Consider the following 19916-nt stretch of genomic DNA (forward strand, 5'->3'; position numbering starts at 1 on the left):
TGTGACATGAACAAGTAAATGAGGAGGATAAAAAAGTGAGCGAATATCATTACACAGTTACAACAAATAAGACTGTAGAGCAAACCATACAGGATTTAGAAAACGTCTTAAAAGAAGATAAGTTCGGTATCCTATGGAAGTTCGAAATCCATAAAAAATTAGCTGAGAAGGGGTTAAATGCCTCTAAAAATATTACTGTTCTTGAAGTATGCAACCCTGAAGAGGCACATGGGATGTTAGAAAAAGACCCAATGACTAGTTATTTTCTCCCTTGTAAAATGGTAGTTACTGAAGAAGGGGATCACACGAAGGTGGGTTTAGTACGGCCAACCACGTTAATTGGCCTCATGGAGCAAGAAGGATTAAATCAAGTCGCCAAAAATATAGAAGATCGTTTAATTCACTCGATCGATAAAGCAATTTAAAGATTTTGAAAACAACAACAATTAAAATAGATAAAAAGAATGGCGTGTGATGAACTGATTGCACGTCATTTTTGTTTATCAAGGGATAAACTGCTATAATATGTTTGTTACTTAGTTTGAAAGGAGACAAAACAATGAATATCAAACAATACGCAAATGCACCTGAGATGCAAATCGATCCTGATAAGGAATATGTAGCAACCATACATACAAATAAAGGAGATATTAAGATCAAGTTATTTGCAAATGGAGTCCCAAAAACAGTAAATAATTTTGTTTTTTTGGCGAAAGATGGTTATTATGATGGGGTAAAATTTCACCGTGTCATTGAAACCTTTATGATTCAAACTGGAGATCCACTTGGTAATGGAATGGGAGGTCCGGGGTATTCCTTTGAAGACGAATTACCACCAGTTAAAGCCTATGAGCCAGGAATCGTTGCGATGGCAAATGCCGGCCCTAACACCAATGGCAGTCAATTCTTTATTTGTAGTGGTCCAGATAGTACCTTTCTTAATCAGCATCCTAACTACACCGTTTTTGGTGAAGTGATTGAAGGAATGGATACGGTAAATGCCATCGCTAGTGTACCAGTTGGGCCTTCTTTTGGTGGTGAAATGAGTAGCCCTAAAGAAGCGGTATATATGAAAAATGTAAAAATAGAGGAAATGTAAATAAACTTATAAGCTTAACAAAAAGATAAACATCCATTATGCTTATGTAAAAGAGAAAAAAACAACAATCGAGGTGACTGTCATGTCATTGTCAGATGAATTATTAAATATTGCACCTATTGAATTTTCAGGGATAGAAGATGAGAATCTTAAACAACAGATCATTGAAGCATTGATGGAGGTTAATGACCCTGAAATTCATATTGATATTGTAAATCTTGGTTTAGTTTATGGTGTTCATTTGGATGAAGAAAAAAATGTTGTCGTTAGAATGACACTTACAGCAATGGGCTGCCCATTAGCGGGTTCTATTTCAATAGATGTCCAAAATGCATTAGCCGGGATTGAAGGAATAAATAAGATCGCTGTAGATATCGTTTGGAATCCTCCTTGGGATAAAGATCGTATGTCAAAATATGCAAAGATGGCATTAGGTATCAGATAAAATGTGGAATCAATGAAAACCTAGTAGGCCATGGTACTAATTGACAAATCCCTATATCCGTGTTATTTTTACTATAAAGGGGAGTAGCTAATAAGCAACAAAGTCGTCAAGACAGGAAATTTTTCCTCGGCTTTGTTCACAACTTCATTTATGTTGTTAGCAAGACCTTTATCTAAGAAGATAGAGGTCTTTTTACATGTTTTTATCTTTTTAGGTAATGATAAAAAGTGGGGGTGTACAGATAGATGGACGTAACAGGGATACAGTTCTTAAGTAGCTTACTTAGTATTATTATGATTGATATCGTTTTAGGAGGAGACAATGCAATATTAATTGCCTTAGCCACCCGAAAGTTACCTAAAGGTCAACGAAAAAAAGCTATTTTTTGGGGAGTTATTGGGGCAATCGCCATCCGTGCAGGGTTAACTGCCATAGCAGTTTATATACTAGAGGTTCCCTTTATTAAATTAATCGGTGGGGTTTTACTTATCTGGATTGCATACAAATTATTGGTTGATGAAGATCAACATGAAGATGTTCAATCAGGAAATAATGTTTGGGAAGCAGTAAAAACCATTATTATTGCAGACTTATTGATGGGGATCGATAATGTATTAGCGGTTGCTGGAGCTGCACATGGCCATCCAGTGTTAGTGGTTCTAGGTTTATTAATTAGTGTTCCTATTATCGTTTGGGGAAGCACTATAATCTTACATTTTATTGAAAAGTATCCTATTATCGTTTTCATTGGGTCTGCAGTCATTGCTTGGACATCCGGTACAATGATTGTTGAAGATCGGTTGGTTCATGAAAACCTGATTCAAAAGCTTCCATATCTTGAATATATTATTCCGATTCTGATTATCTCATTCGTTATTGGAATGGGATATTGGAAAAGAAAAAAGGATGAATCCTACAATCGTGTATAAATGATGATCGTTAAGACTGTTTATTTGATAAACGGTCTTTTTTTCTTTATTTCACTCAGGTATGATATGGAAAAAGACAAAAGGTAAAAGGTGATAAGGAATGATCATTGGCATCGGAATTGACTTGGTTGAAATACCTAGAATCAAAGGAATCATTGAAAATAAAGAAAGTCACTTTCTTCAAAAGGTTTTTACCCAAAAAGAATTAGCAGGAGCCCCTTTAAATCCACAAAGAAAAATAGAGTATTTAGCAGGAAGATTTGCAGGAAAAGAGGCAGTAGCCAAAGCCTTTGGTACGGGGATTGGAAAACAATTAAATTGGAAGGATATTGAAATCAGTTCATTAGATTCAGGAAAACCAATCGTAGTGATCAAATCGACGGAAGTAGAGAAAGAAAATCTTACCATACATATCAGTATTTCTCATACAAAAACAATAGCAATCGCAAAAGTTATTATAGAACAAATATAGACAACCTGCATATCTGTCCAAATTCGGACATACATATATAACGCAGTGAAAAAAGGAGGAGGAAAAGTGTTTCTGGTAACTGCAGAAGAAATGCGTGAAATTGACAGGAAGACGATTGAAGAAATTGGTATTCCAAGTATTGTTTTAATGGAAAACGCCGGAAGTCAAGTAGCGAGAGAAATGATGCAATTTATTTTCAAACCGGCAAAGATTGTGATTCTTTCCGGTCATGGGAATAATGGAGGGGACGGTTTTGTTACAGCTAGGCATTTGGGGAATCATGGTTATGACGTTCAAACTTGGTTAATTGGCAGTCCTGAAAAATTCACACCTGAAACGACGATTCATTTTAATGCACTTATTCAATCTGGATATAAAGTAAACATATTTAGCCAAGACAATGAACTGGAATTAAAGGAAAGTTTGATCAAAGCAGACATCATTGTAGATGCCTTATTGGGGACAGGTGCAACAGGAGGACTCAGGGAGCCATATAAATCAATCATCCAATTTGTAAATCAGACGAATGCAACGAAAGTGGCCATTGATATTCCCACGGGAGTGAATAGCAATACAGGAGAAGTGGTTGAACTTGCCTTAATTGCTGATTATACCATTACCTTTACCTTACCTAAGATTGGGCAATATCTCTATCCGGGTACAGAGTATATAGGGAAACTAAAGGTAGTAGATATTTCAATCCCTTCTATTGTGATTAAGGAAGTTGACCCAAGAATCAGCCTTTTATCTCAGAACGACCTTCGTACACGTTTACCCATCCGCAAAAGAAATAGTCATAAAGGGACTTATGGTCATGCTTTTATCATAGGTGGCTCTAAAAATATGCCAGGTGCTATTACACTTGCAACAATGGCCGCTTTACGTACTGGTGCTGGGTTAACTACCTCAGCTGTACCGGCTTCAATCCAACCTATGGTGTTCTCTAGAGTCCCTGAAGCCATTTGTATTGCAATGGATGAAGATTCGACAGGACATTTTGCACTAAATAGTATAGAAGCTCTCCGATTAGAAGAAAAAAATTATACAGCGATCGGCATTGGCCCAGGAATTGGCCAATGGGAATTAGGGCTGGAATGGTTTAAAAAACTCCTTTTATCCATCAATCTTCCAATGATCATCGATGCAGATGGATTAAACCTCCTATCAAAGGAGATAGGTCTACTCGATCAACGAAAAAGTGAAACGATTCTTACCCCCCATCCAGGAGAGATGGCACGACTTATCAAACGAGATGTTGCCTATGTAGAAAAAAATCGAATCAAGGTTGCTAAAGAATTCGCATCTGAATATGGGGTTTATCTGCTGTTGAAAGGGGCGCATTCCCTTATCGCAACTCCAAATGGAGATTTGTATCTCAATCCAACTGGGGGGCCTGAACTAGCCAAGGGTGGTTCAGGTGATGTTCTAACAGGAATGATAACAGGATTCGTTGCTCAAAAATTACCGATCCTAGATGCAGTGATGTTAGCCGTCTATCTTCATGGGATAGCTGGAAATCTTGCTAGTAAACCTTCTAATTATAGTACAATCGCTACAGATGTAATCGACAAAATAGGTTTTGCCATGTCTACTTTGTCAAATCACGTCGATGCGTTACCGACACATTTCCCAGGAAATTGACAAGTTATTTGAATTTGTCGAATTAGAGGGGGAATATATAAAATGCGTCGAGCTAAATGGTTATTTGCTTTAGTTATCATTTTGCTTCTCTTCTCATCTGGTTGTGGACAAAAAAGTGCTGATGATATCGTTGGAGATTTAGAAGACACCTTAGATTCTTTAAATAGCTATAAGGCGATTGGAACAATGAATATAAAAACAGGCGAAACGACTCAAGAATACTCGGTAGAGGTTTGGTATAAACAGCCTAATTATTACCGAATTGCACTAAGTAATGCCAATTCTCAAGTAACACAAATCGTTCTAAAAAATGATGAAGGTGTCTTTGTCTTAGATCCTTCTTTAAACAAAAGCTTTCGCTTTAAAAGTGATTGGCCAGAATCAAATGGTCAAGTTTACTTATTTCAATCTCTTGCTAAAAGTGTAATTGAGGATGGAGAGCGTGTTTTTTCTGAAGAAGAAGATCATTATGTTTTCCAAATAAAAGGGAACTATCAAAATCAAACACTAAGTCAACAAAAGGTTTGGTTTGATAAAGATCTTCGCCCAATTAAAGTTGAAATTTTTGATCCTAATCAGACACAACTTGTGACCATGGAATTTACAAACTTTGAATTCGATGTTGAATTTGAAGATGATGCGTTTGATATGCAACGTAATTTGACAGGATGGGATCTAAGCTCTATGCCAACATTAGCCAATACAGACAATAGTAAGAGTTTTGGTATTATTGAACCAAGTTATATACCTTCTGGGGTAACAAAACAGGCTCCTCAAGTCATCAATCAAGGCGAAGATAGAAAAGTGGTTATTAAATATAAAGGTGAATTTAATTACAATCTCACAGAGTCAAGACCAAAAGCAATCAGTGCTTCAGCACCAGATTCTGCAAAAGCAGATATTATCGATCTTGGATATGGATTAGGTATCCTAACAGACATGGATGAAATAAGAACCCTTTCCTGGACATACGATGGTGTTGAATTTAAATTAACAGGTGATTTGCCTGCAGAAGAAATGGTTTCTGTTGCACAATCAGTATTTGAGCAATCAGGTAAATAATCAAAGTTCATAAAAAATATTTTTGGGCGGAAGAACCGCCCTTATTTTTTTCCAATTTTCCCATTTAAAAGAGATGCACGAACAACGGAGCACGTTGGAATATACAAATCTTAAGAAGACGAATGTTGACAAAAGAGCAAAGAAAAGACTAAGATTGGCGATAGAAGTAAATGAGATGGGTGTGAAGATTGTGGAAGAGATTCGACAAGAAAAACCAAGTTATCTGACATTATTTTTACGAAAGTCTCCAAGAGTAAAAATTGTAGAATCTTTAGTTTTTGTTTTTTATATATTGGCTTTAATTGTAATCGTAGGATATAATCATCCTTCATTTAAAATCTACGCTGTTATCGGTGCCATCTTTATTCTGCTGATCCAGCCATTTTTTTATCAATTGCTTTATCGACCACTATATATTTTAACGAATGTTGACTTAAGAATTAGAAAGGGGAATCATCAAACCATCATTCCTTTGGTGCAAATTGAACCAGCTTATGATTTACGTCATTTTTACAAAATCAAAGGGAAAAAAACAGCGTTAGCCGTTTCTGATGAGTTTTTAAAAACGTTAGAAGAGCAAATTGCAAAAGCTAAAAGATAGAAGGTGCATAAGGTGGAACACTCTTTTTATCGTCCAACTATTGCTGAGATTGATTTAGATGCTGTAACCCATAATGTCCATTTTTTCAAAGAACGAATTCCTCATTCAATGACAATACTTGCAATCGTTAAGGCTGATGCTTATGGCCATGGTGCGGTACCTATTGTTAAGCATTTGCAATCGATTGGAATACATTATTTTGCGGTTGCTTTTATAGATGAAGCCATCGAATTAAGAAAGGCAGGCATCATGGATCCCATTCTTATCTTAGGACATACCTCGATATCTGCTGTTGAAAAAGCCTTTGAATATGATATAACCCTTACAGTTTTTACTAAAGAAATAATCAAGCAGATCCATCTTGTGGGAGAAAAACAAAAAAAGAAATTGAAAGTTCATATAAAGGTAGATACCGGAATGGGGAGAATTGGGGTTTTCCCTGAAGAAGCACTAACCTTTTTTCATGAATTAAGAAAATCTCCTTGGATTGAGATTGAAGGGGTCTTTACTCATTTTGCCACAGCAGATGAGGAAGATAAAACATTTACGCAAAAGCAATATAAGACATTTATGGCTGTTGCAGAAAAAATGAAATCAATCCAAGATATACGTTTTGTCCATGCTTCTAATAGTGCTGCGATGATTGATATGCCTGATCTACAACAAACAATGACACGGTTAGGCATTAGCTTGTATGGATTACTTCCTTCAAAGAATGTAAAGATTTCAAATCATCATTTAAAGCCAGTGATGTCGATCAAATCGAAAGTAGTGTATTTAAAAAAGATTTTTAAAGGACAATCGGTTAGTTATGGTGCTACATTTGTAGCTCCAAGAGATACAATGGTTGCAACGATTCCAATCGGATATGCAGATGGCTTTTCAAGGGGGTTATCCAATAAAGGATTTGTTCTAATTCGTGGAGAAAAAGCTCCTGTGATTGGCCGTGTTTGTATGGATCAAATCATGATTGATGTAACCGATATTCCATTGGTTCAAGTGGATGATGAAGTAGTCATTTATGGCACGCAAAATGGACTGTCGATTCAAATGGATGATCATGCAGAACAATTAGGTACGATTAACTATGAGTTAGCTACACTCGTAGGAAAGAGGATCCCACGAATTTATTTAAAGGATGGCCAAATTGATGCTGTGATCAACAACTTATGGAGATAGGTGATGTAATGAAGGCCAAGATCCCATATTTTGTTGCTTTAATACCGATTGTATTAACTGTTGCCTTTCTCATGATCACTGTATTTCTTTTAGATATTCCCTTATTTATTCCATTACTATTTGGCTATTTTTTAACGGTTCTTATTGCCATGATTTATCACATAAAGGTTCAATCTCTATGGATAGCTTCAATTAGCGGAATTCGCTCTATCTCGATGATAATTGTCATCCTTGTTTTAATTGGTATCTTAATTGCTATCTGGTCTAGTAGTGGTACGATCGATGCTCTTGTCTACTATGGTTTAGCTCTAATTCATCCAAACTATTTGGTCTTCATTAGTTTTATTGTGAGCTCTTTGATCTCCATGCTTTTAGGAACTTCTGTGGGAACCTCTAGTACAGTAGGCGTTGCTTTTATGGGGATGGCACACCATTTGGGGATTTCTCCTTCTCTTGTTGCAGGGGCTTTGGTGTCCGGAGCATTTGTTGGGGATCGGACCTCCCCCTTATCTTCAGCAGCACAAATGAACTCACTAGTTACGGATACCAACTACTATGAAAATATCAAGGAATTGCTAAAAACACTGATTCCAGCAATGATGATTACCTCAATTTTCTATTTATTTATAGAAAGTGGGATAGATAGCATTGGTGGAGGGGCAGATTTTGTTGTTGGACAAGCAAGGAGAGAAATAGTTAGTTTATATGGCACATTATCTCTTTGGTTACTTTTGCCCCCTTTAGTTATCATGATTTTAGCTTTTTTTAAAATTTCAACACGATTAAATTTGTTAGCAGGTATTCTGATTGGGGCTGTCTTAGCATATATATTTCAAGGAAGGGATGTCTTAGAATTAGGCCAATATGCTCTCTTCGGATTTAATCATCCAAATGGGAAATTATTTGGCGGAGGATGGAATATGTTTAACCAAATCCTTCTTATTGTTGTTGCTGGTGCCTTTTACGGGGTTTTAGATTCATCAGGCATTTTATCAATCATTTTAGATAAAATGACAAAATCGATGAAAAATGAATTATCAGTTGTTCAAAAAACAATGGGAATCAGTATTGCATCAGCTGCCCTATCTTCTACCCAGGTGATGGGTATCATTATTCCTGGAAAAGTCATGTCAAATATCTATAAAAAAATGGATATGAAGCTTACCTTATTAAATCGGATGATTTCAGATTCTGGAATGATGGTTGCAGGATTAATTCCTTGGAATTTGAATGCGATTCTTTTAGGAATAGCGTTAAATATATCTGTATTAGATTATTTACCCTATGCCTTCCTTTTAGTTGTATTGCCAATCTATAGCTATTTGCACTATTGGTGGGGTTTTGCTAAAAAGGAAAAAACTACTGGCAGGAAAATTGCAAAAAATATCGAATAATAGTGTATAATAGTATTTTGTATAGTATTGTTTTCCTACTGCTTTTTATCAAGTATATTTTTGCATGAAATTCGACATAATGGTATTATTAAAAAGAAATGATTATTGTTATCTTGTTCTCGTGATATTTGTTGGGGGTGCTTAGACTGTGGCCAGTACAAAACGTATTATGATCACCTTACCTCAAAATCTTTTACAAGAGGTAGATGGAGTAGTGAGAAAGGAAAATTTAAATCGTAGCGAATTGATACGGGAAGCTATGAAATTGTATCTCCAAGAGAGAAGAAAAAGATCCATTCGTGAAAGTATGCAAAAAGGTTATATGGAAATGGCTAATATTAACCTTAACCTTGCCTCTGAATCTTTTGTTTTAGAGGATGAGGCTGATACAGCTTTGGACCGCTTAGTAAGCGGGGTGTAAGTCTTGATTGTTAAACGTGGCGATGTTTTTTTTGCGGATCTTTCCCCTGTGGTTGGATCAGAACAAGGGGGAATTCGCCCTGTTTTAATCATACAAAATGATATAGGGAATCGCTTCAGTCCGACCGTCATCGTCGCAGCTATTACAGCACAGATTCAAAAGGCAAAATTACCTACACATGTCGAGATTGATGCGAAGACATATGGGTTTGATCGTGATTCTGTTATTTTATTAGAACAGATTCGAACCATTGATAAGCAAAGATTAACAGATAAGATCACACATCTAGATGAAGAAATGATGTTAAAAATCAATGATGCTTTGCAAATTAGTTTAGGAATGATAGACTTTTAAAGAGGGTTAAACCCTCTTTTTTTATGAGAATAAAGGGAGAAATGTAAATGGAATCATTACAATTTATGACACGTCAAATTGGGGAAGAAATGCATTTAAAAGAAGAACAAATAAAGCAGGTCATATCTTTATTGGATGATGGCAATACCATTCCTTTTATTGCGAGATATCGAAAAGAAATAACTGGGCAATTGGATGAAACCCAATTAAGGGAAATTGCTGAGAGAATTACTTATTTAAGGACATTATATGATCGAAAACTAGAGGTTATACGTCTTATTGATGAACAAGGGAAGTTAACGGAAGAATTGCGAATACAGATTGAACAAGCCACCAAATTACAACAAATAGAGGACCTATATCGCCCTTATAAGCCTAAACGAAGAACGAGAGCGAGTATTGCTAAAGAAAAAGGATTGGAACCATTTGCTTCTATTTTGTTGGATCCAAGCAAAGTGGACCAAATTGAAGAGATAGCACTTCAGTTTATCAATCCAAATCAAGAAGTAGGCTCAGTCGAAGACGTGATACAAGGTGGACAAGATATTATTGCAGAAATGATTTCAGACGATCCTTCAGTTAGACAATGGATCAGAGAAGAAACTTTAAAACATGGGGTACTCATCGTACAAGCAAAAGATCAACAACAAGAAAGCGTCTACGAAATGTATTACGATTATCAAGAACCAGTAAAAAGCATCAGAAGTCACCGAATATTAGCCATCAATCGTGGAGAAAAAGAGGATTTTATAAAAGTTAAAATACATATGGAAGAAGAGTCTATTTACAAACACATACAAAAAAAGTTTACTCCACTAACAAATTTTAAGAAGTTACCTGAAAGACTTCTTCTGGTTATTGAAGATAGCTATAAACGATTGATTGCACCTTCAATAGAGAGGGAAGTTAGACAAATTTTAACGGAAAAAGCAGAGGAACAAGCAATACATATTTTTTCAGCTAACCTTAGACAGCTTTTATTACAACCTCCGATTAAAGGGAAAATGGTTCTTGGGGTGGATCCAGCTTATCGAACTGGTTGTAAGCTTGCAGTCATCGATCCAACCGGTAAAGTAGAGGATATAAGAGTGATTTATCCAACTCCACCACAAAATAAAATAGAGGAGTCTAAAAAGCAACTAAAGGAGTTGGTCGATCGATTTGAGATCGAATTAATTGTAATTGGCAATGGGACGGCTTCGAGAGAAACAGAACAATTTATTGCTGATTTTATTCGAGAAATGGAGCAAGATATCTTTTATTTGATTGTCAATGAAGCTGGAGCAAGTGTATATTCAGCTTCTGAATTAGCAAGAGAAGAATTCCCTGAGTTGGATGTATCAGAGCGTAGCGCGATCTCGATTGCTAGAAGAATACAAGATCCATTAGCAGAGCTTGTAAAAATCGATCCCAAATCAGTTGGTGTTGGTCAATATCAGCATGATGTATCTCAAAAGAGATTAGAAGAAAGTTTGAAACAAGTGGTCGAATCCGTAGTAAACTACGTGGGAGTAGATGCAAATACCGCTTCAGTTTCTCTCTTACAATATATCTCAGGTATGAATAAGACAGTAGCCAAAAATTTGGTAGCCTACCGTGAAGAATATGGGAAATTTAATTCTCGTGAGGAATTGAAAAATATCCCTAGATTCGGAGCCAAAACGTATGAGCAAGCAATTGGGTTTTTAAGAATTGATGGAGACAATCCATTAGATAAAACCTCTATTCATCCTGAATCTTATCAAGTTGCCTACGATTTACTTAACTATATAGGGTATCCTGTTCATGACATCGGTAGCGAAAAAATAAAAGAAAAACTAAAGGAAATACAAGTAGATGTATTAAGTCAACATTTACAAATTGGAATACCCACTTTGAAGGATATCATAGAGAGTTTAATTCGCCCTTTTAGAGATCCGCGAGACGAATTACCAAAACCGATCCTGCTAAAAGATATTTTAAAAATTGAAGATTTAAAACCAGGAATGCATTTACAAGGTACTGTTCGTAATGTTGTCGATTTTGGGGCATTTATAGATATTGGTGTGAAAGAAGATGGGCTAGTTCATATTTCAGAATTAAGCGATCATTATGTGAAACACCCATTAGATGTTGTTTCTGTTGGAGATATCGTCGATGTTTGGGTTCTTCAAACCGATGTTTCGAAAAAGAGAATCAGCCTTACGATGAAAAATCAAGGGAAATAGTAGCTGATATGGGAAATGAAAGAAGCGGCCTATGAAGGTCGCTTCTGTTCCAATTGTTCTTTTTTTATATAGGAGAGCCAAAATTCATTCAAAAGTTTGATCCTGTACTTATCTTTATAATAAAAAGCTTGGGTAAATTGACGACGCAACCAATCTGGCACAGAATCGCCCCTTTCCATTTTCGAATTATATGTTATCCTATGTAGATGAATGAAAATTGGTTCGAAACTCAATCTATGTAGGTGATTTGAATGGAAAATGATGAGCTACAACGATTAGTCGAGGAAATATCCTTACACTTCTTTTCAATGCCATTCCTACACAAGGCTATCTTTAATTCTCGTTTAAAAACAACTGGTGGAAGATATCTGACCAAAACACATCATCTTGAATTTAACCCAAAGTCTTATGAACAGTATGGTTTGGATGAACTAATTGGCATCATCAAACATGAATTATGTCATTACCATATGCATCTTCAGGGGAAAGGATATAAACATAAAGACCAAGATTTTAAACAGTGTTTGAAAAAAATAGGTGGTAGCCGTTTTGCGAAACAGCTAAGCAAGCAAAAAGAACAACCTTATCGGTTTCTTCTTGAATGTAGAACATGTGAACAACAATATTTTAGAAAAAAGAAAATGAATCCTGATCGTTATCGTTGTGGAAAATGTGGCGGAAAATTAAAAGGAATTGAGATCGATTATCAAAAATAATGTTGACAAAGGATAGGCTAGTATGATAAATTATAAAAGTCACTGTTAGATGATCCTCGTTAGCTCAGTTGGTAGAGCACTCGGCTGTTAACCGAGTTGTCGCAGGTTCGAGTCCTGCACGAGGAGCCATATGGAGAGATACTCAAGAGGCCGAAGAGGACGGTTTGCTAAACCGTTAGATCGAGCAATCGGTGCGAGGGTTCGAATCCCTCTCTCTCCGCCATTCTATGAAGTAATAAATATGGCCCGTTGGTCAAGTGGTTAAGACACCGCCCTTTCACGGCGGTAACAGGGGTTCGAATCCCCTACGGGTCACCAAAACAGATGTCAGTTTTCAGAAGTCAGAGGTCGGAAATAAATACATTAAAAAAATTTAAGTTCTAGTACCCGTTTAGTTTGCGAAAGCAAGCTATTTTAATTTTAATGAAAATATAACTTTCTTCTATCTTAATTTTTATTATGGCGGCCATGGCGAAGTGGTTAACGCACCGGATTGTGGCTCCGGCATCCGTGGGTTCGATTCCCACTGGTCGCCCCATTAGATTAGGCTTTAATTAGTCTCTTATGAGCCATTAGCTCAGCAGGTAGAGCACCTGACTTTTAATCAGGGTGTCACAGGTTCGAATCCTGTATGGCTCACCAGCTTCGTTTGACGATTTGTCGTTTTCATGATAAAATATTATATGTTTAAATTTATTTTATATGCGGTCGTGGTGGAATCGGCAGACACGCTATCTTGAGGGGGTAGTGGTCCTTGACCGTGCGAGTTCAAGTCTCGCCGACCGCACCATTAAACTTCTGAGCATTACGTCGGATATTCTTCCTTTTATTTTTATTTTGCTTATTCCGATCATATATAAGATCATGCGGGTGTAGTTCAATGGTAGAACTCCAGCCTTCCAAGCTGGTAGCGTGGGTTCGATTCCCATCACCCGCTCCATTAAAAATGAGCGTGACAACGTTGATTAATCTTCTGAGTAAGCGAAGATTGTTGTGCCTGAAGGGTACTCCATTAAACTACATAAGATAAAAAAGTGTACCCATAGGGTACTTTTTTTGTACAAACATTTCTACTTTTGTATAATAGATATTAACAAGGAGTGATCAAATTGAAAAACTTTACATTTTTAAATCCTACGAAGCTTTTATTTGGAGAAGGCCAAGTTGCAAATGTAGATAGAGAAGCTGCAGTATTTGGTAAAAAGGTTTTAATTGTTACTGGTGGGGGTAGTGTAAAGAGATCAGGATTATTTGATCAAGTGATGGATCATTTAAAAAGTGAGGGTTTAGCTGTATATGAACTAGCTGGCGTCGAGCCAAATCCACGTTTAACAACGATACATAAAGGGATTGAAATTTGTAAGACTGAAGGAATTGATTTAGTATTAGCTGTGGGTGGAGGAAGTGTAATTGATGCTTCAAAGGCAATCTGCGCTGGAGCAAAGTATGATGGAGACGTCTGGGATTTCTATTTAGGAAAGGCTGTTGTTGAAAAGGCATTACCTCTAGGTGTGATTTTGACATTAGCTGCAACTGGATCAGAAATGAATGGTGGATCTGTTGTAACCAATTGGGAAACACAACAAAAATTATCAACTGGAAGCATTCATTTGTATCCCAAATTCTCCATTTTGGACCCTACATTAACTTACACTGTACCTAAAGATCAAACTGTTTATGGAATTGTGGATATGATGGCTCATGTATTTGAACAATACTTTAGCCATACTGAAAATACACCCTTACAAGATCGATTATGTGAATCTGTATTAAATACGGTTATAGAAAATGCTGAACCTGTTCTTAAAAACCCTGAGGATTATGAAGCTCGTTCAAATCTTTTGTTAGGTGGGACAATGGCTTTAAATGGAATGATCAGTATGGGTATGGAAGGCGATTGGGCCACTCATGGAATTGAACATGAAGTAAGTGCAATCTATGATATCCCTCATGGTGGTGGTCTAGCGATTCTCTTCCCAAACTGGATGAAATATGTCGTAGATGAACGAGTAGAAAAATTTAAGCAGTTTGCGATACGCGTATGGAATGTGGACCCTTCAGGAAAAACTGATAAAGAAATCGCTCTTGAAGGAATTGAGAAAGTAAGGGAATTTTTCAACCAAATCGGTGCCCCATCCCGATTAAAAGATTATGATATCGACGATCGAAATCTTGATCTGATGGCAGAGAAGGCAGTTGAACGGGAAGGAACGATTGGTCGCTTTAAAAAATTAACTAAGGAAGACGTAAAAAATATTCTTACCATGAGTCTATAATGATCCCAAATAAAACAACTCGTAGCTGTGTAGCTACGAGTTGTTGCTCTTTTAAACCACTTTCAATTATGATAATGTATAATGATGGATCATTCATGCAGTTTGTAAGTAGAAAATATATGAAAATAGGAAAAGCTAAACATAGATGATAAATGTTAAGGAGATTTTTATGTCCAAACCCTATGTTTTTTTTACTAATGATGTTTTTGAAACACAACAATTGGCTAGTAAATTGGCTAAATATTTACATTCTGGAGATGTTATCACCTTAGAAGGCGATTTAGGAGCGGGTAAAACTAGCTTTACTCAAGGTATTGCGAAAGGCTTAGAGATTTCACAGGTTGTCAATAGCCCAACCTTTACGATTATAAAGGAGTATTACGGCCGTATTCCATTGTATCACATGGACGTATACCGATTAGAAGATGGTGCTGAAGATCTGGGTTTTGAGGAGTATTTCTATGGTGAAGGGGTTACCATGATTGAATGGGCTTCGATGATCCATGAGTTCTTACCGGAGGAGTTACTTAACATTAAGATAGAAAAAATAAGTAATGATCAGCGAAAGATTACTTTTGAACCTAAAGGAGAAAGGTATATCCAATTATGTGAGGAGTTTTCAAGGAATGAAGATTTTAGCGATTGATACATCTACAGCGGTTATGGGGGTTGCTTTATTAGATGAAAAAAAGATCTATGCAGAGATGACAACGAACCTCAGAAAAAATCATTCTATTCGTTTAATGCCAACTGTCGCCCAACTTTTTGATGAGGTAAAATGGAGTCCTAATGAAATTGATCTTGTTGCAGTAGCAAAAGGACCTGGGTCCTATACCGGTGTTCGTATTGGTGTAACAACTGCAAAAACCTTTGCTTGGGCTCAAAATATACCGATTGTAGGTGTGTCTACATTAGAAACCATGGCGTATCAACAACATTCATTTCCAGGAGTGATTTCACCTCTTATCGATGCTCGTAGGGGACAAGCTTATGTTGGCCTTTACCAACAAAGAAATGACAGCTGGAGTAACCTTGAATATGACCGGATTATTTTACTTTCTGACTGGCTACAAATTCTTAAAAAAAGAGAAGAGCAAGTCCTATTTGTCGGAGATGATGTTTGCCTACATCAAACACAAATCGATGAATTTTTAGGCGAATATGCAACATATTCATCTTCTCCTTTTAATCTACCTCGGCCTAGTGTGATAGGGTGGCTTGCCTATCAGCAGTATCTGACAGGTACGGTAGACAACACCTTTGATTTCGCCCCAGCGTACTTACAGTTAGCTGAAGCAGAAGTAAAATGGTTAGAAAAACAAAAACTTACTAAAGGTTAGGTGTTTTGTTTGGGGAAAAAACAACTTAATATTAGAAAAGCAAATATTGAAGATGTAGAGCAAATGTGGAATGTGGAGCAAGCCTCATTTTCCAAACCATGGTCGAAGGAAGCCTTTGTTAGTGAGATGACGACGAATCGATTTGCCCAATATTATGTTCTAGAAATAGAAGGGGATATTGTTGGCTATGCAGGAATGTGGATTATTCTAGACGAAGCACATGTAACAAATATTGCGATTCATCCCCATGCTAGAGGACAAAAATTAGGAGAATTGATGATGAGGCATTTAATAGCCATAGCGAAAATGTTTGGGGCCAAAAGCATGACGTTAGAGGTTCGGGTTTCTAATCAGATTGCTCAAAATTTATACCGGAAACTAGGCTTTAAAGAAGAAGGATTACGTAAAAATTATTATGCAGATACAATGGAAGATGCAATAATCATGTGGGTGAATTTGGAATGACTTATATTTTAGCGATTGAGACAAGTTGTGATGAAACTTCTGTGGCTGTGGTTAAAGATGGCCAAACCATTTTATCCAATATCGTTTCCTCCCAGATTGACGTTCATAAGAGGTTTGGTGGGGTTGTTCCCGAAGTAGCATCAAGGAAACATGTAGAAGGGATTAATTTTATTTTAGATGAGGCACTAAGAGAAGCGAATCTAACCTTAGATGATATTTCTGCAATAGCTGTAACTTACGGGCCAGGTCTGATTGGAGCATTATTGGTGGGAATTGCTGCAGCCAAAGCTATTGCTTTCGCCAAAGAAATACCTCTAATTGGTGTTCATCATATTGCTGGTCACATCTATGCAAACCATTTAGTTAAACCTCTTCAATTCCCATTGATTGCATTGGTGGTCTCTGGAGGACATACTGAATTGGTCTATATGAAGGATCATCTTCAATTTGAAATCCTTGGTCAAACAAGAGATGATGCGGCTGGTGAAGCTTACGATAAAGTTGCAAGGGTATTAAAGTTACCTTATCCAGGCGGTCCCCATATTGATCGTCTAGCTAAAGAGGGAAAGCCTGTAATTCCACTACCAAGGGCATTAATGGATGATAGTTATGATTTTAGCTTTAGTGGTTTGAAATCAGCAGTGATAAACACAATGCATCATGCTGAACAAAAAGGCACCAAGATTTCACAAGAAGATATGGCAGCTAGTTTCCAAGAGGCTGTAGTAGAGGTATTAGTTGAAAAAACAATGAGAGCGATTAAGGAAAAACAGGTAAAACACCTTATTTTAGCTGGAGGAGTTGCAGCAAACCAAGGTTTACGTTCAAACTTGCAACATGTCTGCAAGCAACTTGATGTTGAGTTAACCATTCCTCCATTAGCTTTATGTACAGATAATGCGGCGATGATTGCAAGTGCTGGATACTTCTATCATATTAAAAGGAAATGGAGTACATTAGACTTAAATGGTGTGGCTGGATTGCCATTAACTACAGTTTAATAGTTACATGCAAAAAAAGATTTACTTCACAAATAAGTCTTTTTTAAAGATAATAAAGTATAACTTTCTTCCACTTGTCATTTAGGGGTTTGTATATTCCATAAGCTGCTACATAGCGTGACTAGCAGCTTTAGCTGTGTAGCACGACTTGTACACTTTGTGTGCCTTCAGAAGTGCCCTTCTCTCCTTAATCTTTATTCATAGAAGGGCACGGATGACGGAGCGCGATGGAATATACAAACCTTTTCTTAATGTATTGTGGATAGAATTTATCCACAGTATTGTGGATATGTGGATAGATATTGGTATGCAAGGTACCATCAGGGATGAAAAATTAATGGGTTATGGACAATTTTTTAACCAGAAATTGTGAATTATGTTGATAAGTAGGGTAAAAATAGAATTAAAGCAGGATCAGAATGTGAATAATATTGTGGATATGTGGATATTTGAAAATTTCACAATTTTTCAGACAGGATTTCTAGCAAAAATATAGAAATGATGGAGGGAATAGTGAGGTAGCTATTTGAAAGGGGTTCATCATTTGTGAAAGATTGGTCTAGTCATCATTATTTAAAAGTTTTTATCTTTATTTTAGTCCCTATGCTCCTGTTAATCGATAAAAATGAATCTTATGATTTACAGAATCAATTAAGTCCTTATCTATTTTGGGGAATGCTGTTATTCTCTATATTATTAGCGGTTATGGTTGCAAAGTCGGTAGAAAAAAGAACACAAATGCGCTTACGACAATTAAAAGAAGAGTTAGATTCTTTACGAAATACAGGAAAACCATTATCAGTGGCTGATGATCATTTTGGTGAAATCGCCCAATCAGTAAATGATATAAACGAAAATTTATCAAACAAACAAAGGATAAATAAAGCAATTTTAGATAGTATTCCATTAGGCATTATATTCTACGATGACCAAGGCAAAGTGATGTATGTAAATCAAAAAGCATATGAAATTACAGGTTATACTAAAGAAGAAATTGAACGATTTACTGTAAAAGGTAATATTCTGAATCATAGTGAATATGTATTTTGGAAAACCTTACATTCTGGGGAATCTTTTTTTGGTTTTGAAAGCTTCTGCCCAACAAAAGATGGTCGGGAGATCCCGGTGATGACCTCAACAAAACCGTTATATGATTCTGAATCAAAACAGATGATTGGGATTATTAGTACATTTATAGATATCTCAGAGCAAAATCGACTACGAAAAGTAGAACAACATGCCAAAGTGATGTTGGATCATATCTCAGATGGTGTGATTACTGTGGATAACTTTGGCGTGATCAACGGTTTTAATCGTGGTGCAGAGGAAATGACTGGATTTAAAACAGAAGAGGTACTTGGCAAGTATTATGATGATGTCTTTATAAAACGGAAAACCATTTTTACTAAATTGACTCAGACCTTGCGTTCAGGAAGAGAATATAGCAATTATAAGAAAGAAATGATTGATGTATCCGGTGAAAAGGTTTTTCTGATGATTACAACTCGTATCCTAAGGAATGAGCAGGGAAAACAAATCGGTGCGATGGGGATTTATAAAGATATTACGCCGATGGTTGAACTAGAACAACAAATCCAAAGGGCAGAAAAGCTTGCCGTAGTTGGTGAATTGGCTGCAGGAACCGCCCATGAAATTAGAAATCCTCTTACCACCATTAAAGGGTTTATACAGGTATTTGAAAATGAATTAAAGGATAATGATAAGAAACAATACATTCACCTTGTTTTAGATGAAATTAATCGTATTAATGAAATTATTAAAGAAATGTTGTTACTAGCTAATCCTAGTGATTCATTTAAGAAGTGGATGCAAATTAATCAGATTATTAAAGAAACCATTACTTTTATGAGTGCAGAAGGGGCAATGTATAATGTTGAATTAGTAACGGATTTGCAAGAGGAACTCCCCCTTGTTTTTATTGACGAAGGGCAAATCAAACAAGTTTTTGTTAATATGATTCGAAATGCAATTCAAGCCATGAAGAAAGGCGGCATCATGGAGATAGCTTCTTTGTATAATCCTATACAGCAAAGAATTGAAGTAATCTTTACTGACCATGGGGAAGGTATTCCAGAGGAACAGTTACCAAGGGTATATGAACCTTTTTACACAACAAAGCATGATGGGACAGGGTTAGGCATTCCAGTATCTTTCCGAATTATGAAAAACCATGATGGCGATTTGCAAATCTTTAGTACCCAAGGTGAGGGAACAAAGGTAGTTTTATTTTTCCCAATACAGACGGATGATTCTTTTATTGACGGGCAAGAATAGGTAATGATGTCTTGTCTAG

21 protein-coding genes and 7 tRNA genes are annotated in these 19916 nt (G+C 36.5%); 27 read left to right on the forward strand and 1 reads right to left on the reverse strand.

From position 1 onward, the window contains the following. Positions 1–35: 35 nt before the first annotated feature. The 13 genes from BEN26_RS09840 to BEN26_RS09900 all read left to right on the forward strand — a co-directional run bounded on the left by BEN26_RS09840 (position 36) and on the right by BEN26_RS09900 (position 11804). On the forward strand, positions 36–425 hold the full coding sequence (locus tag BEN26_RS09840) for a DUF302 domain-containing protein (RefSeq protein WP_069799854.1): 390 nt from the start codon (positions 36–38) through the stop codon (positions 423–425). A gap of 134 nt (positions 426–559) precedes the next feature. Beyond that, positions 560–1099 (forward strand): peptidylprolyl isomerase, encoded by a 540-nt coding sequence (locus tag BEN26_RS09845; RefSeq protein WP_201024228.1) that lies wholly within the window; start codon positions 560–562, stop codon positions 1097–1099. Between the two features lie 82 nt (positions 1100–1181). Then, entirely contained in the window at positions 1182–1544 is a 363-nt protein-coding gene (locus BEN26_RS09850; RefSeq protein ID WP_068727790.1) for a metal-sulfur cluster assembly factor, read from the forward strand. A gap of 245 nt (positions 1545–1789) precedes the next feature. Further along, the gene (locus BEN26_RS09855; protein ID WP_068727792.1) at positions 1790–2473 is read left to right on the forward strand and encodes a TerC family protein; all 684 of its coding nucleotides are present in this window, start codon (positions 1790–1792) and stop codon (positions 2471–2473) included. 100 nt (positions 2474–2573) lie between these two features. Continuing rightward, entirely contained in the window at positions 2574–2945 is a 372-nt protein-coding gene (gene acpS, locus BEN26_RS09860; RefSeq protein WP_069799856.1) for a holo-ACP synthase, read from the forward strand. 66 nt (positions 2946–3011) lie between these two features. After that, positions 3012–4586, forward strand: a complete 1575-nt coding sequence (locus BEN26_RS09865) for a bifunctional ADP-dependent NAD(P)H-hydrate dehydratase/NAD(P)H-hydrate epimerase (RefSeq protein ID WP_069799858.1) — start codon at positions 3012–3014, stop codon at positions 4584–4586. Positions 4587–4628: 42 nt separating this feature from the next. Continuing rightward, positions 4629–5648 (forward strand): outer membrane lipoprotein-sorting protein, encoded by a 1020-nt coding sequence (locus BEN26_RS09870; protein ID WP_068727797.1) that lies wholly within the window; start codon positions 4629–4631, stop codon positions 5646–5648. Positions 5649–5742: 94 nt separating this feature from the next. Beyond that, positions 5743–6249, forward strand: coding sequence for a hypothetical protein (locus BEN26_RS09875; protein ID WP_084818845.1), 507 nt, complete (start codon positions 5743–5745; stop codon positions 6247–6249). 12 nt (positions 6250–6261) lie between these two features. Further along, positions 6262–7428, forward strand: coding sequence for an alanine racemase (alr, locus tag BEN26_RS09880; RefSeq protein WP_069799860.1), 1167 nt, complete (start codon positions 6262–6264; stop codon positions 7426–7428). 8 nt (positions 7429–7436) lie between these two features. Beyond that, positions 7437–8822 (forward strand): Na+/H+ antiporter NhaC family protein, encoded by a 1386-nt coding sequence (locus BEN26_RS09885; RefSeq protein ID WP_161937338.1) that lies wholly within the window; start codon positions 7437–7439, stop codon positions 8820–8822. A gap of 169 nt (positions 8823–8991) precedes the next feature. Then, on the forward strand, positions 8992–9243 hold the full coding sequence (locus BEN26_RS09890; protein WP_068727888.1) for a CopG family ribbon-helix-helix protein: 252 nt from the start codon (positions 8992–8994) through the stop codon (positions 9241–9243). Between the two features lie 3 nt (positions 9244–9246). Next, positions 9247–9597: a type II toxin-antitoxin system PemK/MazF family toxin gene (locus tag BEN26_RS09895; RefSeq protein ID WP_069799862.1), complete on the forward strand. Its 351-nt coding sequence runs from the start codon at positions 9247–9249 to the stop codon at positions 9595–9597. Positions 9598–9644: 47 nt separating this feature from the next. Then, positions 9645–11804 carry a Tex family protein gene (locus BEN26_RS09900; RefSeq protein ID WP_069799863.1) on the forward strand — a complete coding sequence of 720 codons (2160 nt, stop codon included), beginning with the start codon at positions 9645–9647 and terminating at the stop codon, positions 11802–11804. 29 nt (positions 11805–11833) lie between these two features. On the opposite strand, the gene cmpA is transcribed toward BEN26_RS09900, so the two are convergent. Continuing rightward, entirely contained in the window at positions 11834–11983 is a 150-nt protein-coding gene (gene cmpA / locus BEN26_RS09905; RefSeq protein WP_399168315.1) for a cortex morphogenetic protein CmpA, read from the reverse strand. A 72-nt stretch (positions 11984–12055) separates the two neighbouring features. Here cmpA and BEN26_RS09910 point away from each other — a divergent pair, with 72 nt between their 5' ends. From BEN26_RS09910 to BEN26_RS09975, 14 genes are all read left to right on the forward strand, one after another. Beyond that, a complete protein-coding gene (locus tag BEN26_RS09910; RefSeq protein WP_069799865.1) occupies positions 12056–12520 on the forward strand; it encodes a SprT family protein in 465 nt (154 codons plus the stop codon). 53 nt (positions 12521–12573) lie between these two features. Then, positions 12574–12649 (forward strand) — tRNA-Asn (locus BEN26_RS09915). 3 nt (positions 12650–12652) lie between these two features. After that, positions 12653–12743, forward strand: a tRNA-Ser gene (locus tag BEN26_RS09920). Between the two features lie 20 nt (positions 12744–12763). After that, positions 12764–12838, forward strand: a tRNA-Glu gene (locus BEN26_RS09925). Between the two features lie 144 nt (positions 12839–12982). Next, positions 12983–13058, forward strand: a tRNA-His gene (locus BEN26_RS09930). Between the two features lie 28 nt (positions 13059–13086). Then, positions 13087–13162 (forward strand) — tRNA-Lys (locus BEN26_RS09935). Positions 13163–13224: 62 nt separating this feature from the next. After that, positions 13225–13310: transfer RNA gene (locus tag BEN26_RS09940), tRNA-Leu, on the forward strand. Between the two features lie 76 nt (positions 13311–13386). Further along, positions 13387–13460 (forward strand) — tRNA-Gly (locus BEN26_RS09945). 169 nt (positions 13461–13629) lie between these two features. Next, entirely contained in the window at positions 13630–14796 is a 1167-nt protein-coding gene (locus tag BEN26_RS09950) for an iron-containing alcohol dehydrogenase (RefSeq protein WP_069799867.1), read from the forward strand. Positions 14797–14965: 169 nt separating this feature from the next. Then, the gene (tsaE, locus tag BEN26_RS09955; RefSeq protein ID WP_069799869.1) at positions 14966–15442 is read left to right on the forward strand and encodes a tRNA (adenosine(37)-N6)-threonylcarbamoyltransferase complex ATPase subunit type 1 TsaE; all 477 of its coding nucleotides are present in this window, start codon (positions 14966–14968) and stop codon (positions 15440–15442) included. After that, on the forward strand, positions 15423–16136 hold the full coding sequence (gene tsaB / locus BEN26_RS09960) for a tRNA (adenosine(37)-N6)-threonylcarbamoyltransferase complex dimerization subunit type 1 TsaB (RefSeq protein ID WP_069799871.1): 714 nt from the start codon (positions 15423–15425) through the stop codon (positions 16134–16136). Before tsaE ends, tsaB begins: the two co-directional genes overlap by 20 nt. A 9-nt stretch (positions 16137–16145) precedes the next feature. Beyond that, positions 16146–16601: a ribosomal protein S18-alanine N-acetyltransferase gene (gene rimI, locus BEN26_RS09965; protein ID WP_084818847.1), complete on the forward strand. Its 456-nt coding sequence runs from the start codon at positions 16146–16148 to the stop codon at positions 16599–16601. Continuing rightward, entirely contained in the window at positions 16598–17602 is a 1005-nt protein-coding gene (tsaD, locus tag BEN26_RS09970) for a tRNA (adenosine(37)-N6)-threonylcarbamoyltransferase complex transferase subunit TsaD (RefSeq protein ID WP_084818848.1), read from the forward strand. Before rimI ends, tsaD begins: the two co-directional genes overlap by 4 nt. 546 nt (positions 17603–18148) lie before the next feature. Continuing rightward, positions 18149–19897, forward strand: coding sequence for a PAS domain S-box protein (locus BEN26_RS09975; RefSeq protein WP_069799875.1), 1749 nt, complete (start codon positions 18149–18151; stop codon positions 19895–19897). Positions 19898–19916 lie beyond the last annotated feature (19 nt).

The organism is Tepidibacillus sp. HK-1 (assembly GCF_001748485.2).
Taxonomy (GTDB): domain Bacteria; phylum Bacillota; class Bacilli; order Tepidibacillales; family Tepidibacillaceae; genus Tepidibacillus_B; species Tepidibacillus_B infernus.